The following is a 2,755-nucleotide window of genomic DNA, read 5'->3' on the forward strand; positions in this document are numbered from 1 at the left end:
CATCGTCTGGATTATCCCCGAATAGACGATGACCGCGTGTGCCCCTTAGGGTATCGCCCCCATCTGTAGCACGCATAGTTTGGTACGTCTGATTCACCTCATCCAAGAAGACTCTCATATCTCCTGCTGCGGGCGTACCACCGAAGATAGAGTCCCACTCTTTAGTCTTCTCTTTAATGGTTGGACTCTCGCTGAACCGTGGGCATTCCACATTAGGAATCAGCAGCAGATTAGCACGGCGCTCAGAGCGACGGGTGATTGATGACGGAGAGAGGCCAATATCAGCAGCCCTTTCACGCAGCATCTCAATCCCGTTGATGATATGATCTGGGCTCTCTGCCTCACATGCAATCCGACGAATACCTACCAGAATATCAACCCACTTGCCGATATCCTGACTGCTCTTTGTACCCCTGTGCATACGGTACTCAAGGGTGCCTTTACCGGCAATAGCGCCGATGTTAAGGCTGCTATACTTCAACTCACGGCAGCCAATTACATGATGACCAAATCGGTTTGAATCACCATGCATCATCTGGTTGATATGGCCGAGGATGAAGTCACCTTGTGATGACGCAAGGCTGTAGATATTGGATGCCCTATCCTCACCACAATGCCAGATCAGACCCGGCTCATACAGCACCGAAAGCAGGATCATATTACGCACCTGCTCGACCGTCATATCACTTACGTTTACGTGGACATGTAGACCCGTCCGACAGGTGGCCCGTGAGTCAGGCACGGCATTGACGATAGTCTCAAGCTGTTGGAGGACCTCCGGCAGTTCGTCATACTTGAAAGGCGGGTTGGTGAGATACTCAACCCCATTATTACGAAGGCTACCATCATGAACCATAGCCCAGAATTGCTTACCTTCGATCTGTTCAAAGCCCCTCTCTGGATCACGTACATTTTCAAGCTCCACTTCGATACCCAGACGCTCGCCCTTGTACTTACGAGTGCCGAAGATGTCGGTCATGACTTTCTGCTTACTCATCAGCATGTCTCCGCTAGTTGATCGTAGTAACAATCAAGGCAGTTTAAACTATCTCCTGCCCACTTACATTCGTCACCCGGCTCGATCTCATCCCCACAAACGTTGCAGGCGTTCGCACCATAGGCTAGGCGTTCGAGTGTAGTGAACACCTGCCCATCAATGTAGAACATCAGATCGGAGCCGGTACTGTCTTTTTTTGGAATTCAATGACCTCCTTGCTGTCGCCCAGATACCGCAGATCATGACCCCGGACAACCGCACGAACCTTATCATTAGTATCTTCGTAGATGGAGACAAGAGAACCCTCGAAGATACCCGCACCACCAATCTCGTCCGAGACGTGAAAGGCAGACACCGTAAGGCCAGCCATATTATCGGGGTGTAGAATCTTACCTGACAGATTCCACGCCCTCCCAGACTTGACATTATTACATGAGGTTACGTGGGTGATATCAGCGATAATCTTATCCTCAACTTGGATATCATACGCCTTAGACAGCTCAGCCTGCGAGCGGGGGCGTTTACTGCTGCCAGTCCCGTACCCTGTTGTTACGCTTGGCCCGCTTGCGGGCTTTTTTGAGCTACCGCCCCCGTAGCCTTGACCACCGTACGACCAGTTTCCGTAGGTGGTCTTAACTGGGGGGTACTCGTCTGCCACCTCGATCTTTGAGTATTCTACACTCTCCGTCATCTTGGAAGTCCTAGACACATCGAACTCCCACAGCTCCCCAGCAGCGATAGGCATGAGTAGCTCTTCATCGAACGTGCTATCATTACGACCGACAATCCAGCGGAGCATGTCGATCTCAGATGCGATATACGCCACATCACGGTTCGGGTGCAGATAGATCGCCATAGGACGCTGGCTGTTGCGGATGATTCGCAGCTTACGGTCCCGGCTATCGTACCACACTAGGGCAAATGCCCCCTTGGCGATGGAAGTGGTGTGGGCTGCGCCATTAAGCGCGATATCATTGATCAGAGCCTCACTATCCACGACATAATCATCGCCTTTATGCAGGTTCTTGGTGTCGAACAAGCTCCCGTTATGAACACCCACGATCTCTCCTGTATCGAAGGGATGGGCGTTGACGCTGTTGACTGCCCCTTGAGTAGCGTAGCGGTTGTGACCGATGATTACCCGCTTAGAGGCGGAGATCATATCATCAGCAGCCTTATGCTCAAGGAAGCCCCAGCCCGGTACAGCACGCTTGAATAGGTCGTAGCCTGCCGCTGCGCCCACAGAGAATTGACCCGTGCTATGCATACCACGGAAACTGTCCGCGATAAGCATCTGCTTGTACACCTTCAGGTCATTCGCGATGATGCCGTTACCGATTACGCCAACAATACCACACATAAGCTATTCCTCACAGTAGTTTAAACTAAGTATTCTCTTAGCTGGAGAGCTGCACACCGTCCAGCATGTATTTCTGAAAAGGTTGCACTGATTCAACGAGACTGAACTCGCCTTCCTCAGTAACCTCTCCAATGAAACGATCACGATATACTAGAGCATATAGCGCATCGCTAGTGCCCCGCTTATACAGACGGAGCATACGGAGATCATCGCTCAACACACAGCCACGCACTTTACCCTCGGCCAGTGCCTTGATGGCTGCCTCGACAGAGTATGTGGTGCGGTTACGGAACTGCTCAACCATCTGCAACACATCTACGTTCCGACTATACCTCCCTCCGGGCATTCCATAGAACTGGAACTGCCGTGTTTTCAAGCCAAAGCTATACTGACGCATC

3 protein-coding genes are annotated in these 2,755 nt (G+C 51.5%); all 3 read right to left on the bottom strand.

Annotated elements, in window-relative coordinates; genetic code table 11:
• Window positions 1–997, bottom strand: a 997-nt coding sequence (locus V6D20_13505; protein ID HEY9816796.1) for an amidoligase family protein, incomplete at its 3' end; no start/stop codon positions are given.
• A gap of 169 nt (window positions 998–1,166) precedes the next feature.
• A complete protein-coding gene (locus V6D20_13510) occupies window positions 1,167–2,357 on the bottom strand; it encodes a hypothetical protein (GenBank protein ID HEY9816797.1) in 1,191 nt (396 codons plus the stop codon).
• A 37-nt stretch (window positions 2,358–2,394) separates the two neighbouring features.
• On the bottom strand, window positions 2,395–2,755 hold a 361-nt coding region (locus V6D20_13515), incomplete at its 5' end, for a hypothetical protein (GenBank protein HEY9816798.1).

This window comes from Candidatus Obscuribacterales bacterium, from assembly GCA_036703605.1.
GTDB lineage: Bacteria > Cyanobacteriota > Cyanobacteriia > RECH01 > RECH01 > RECH01.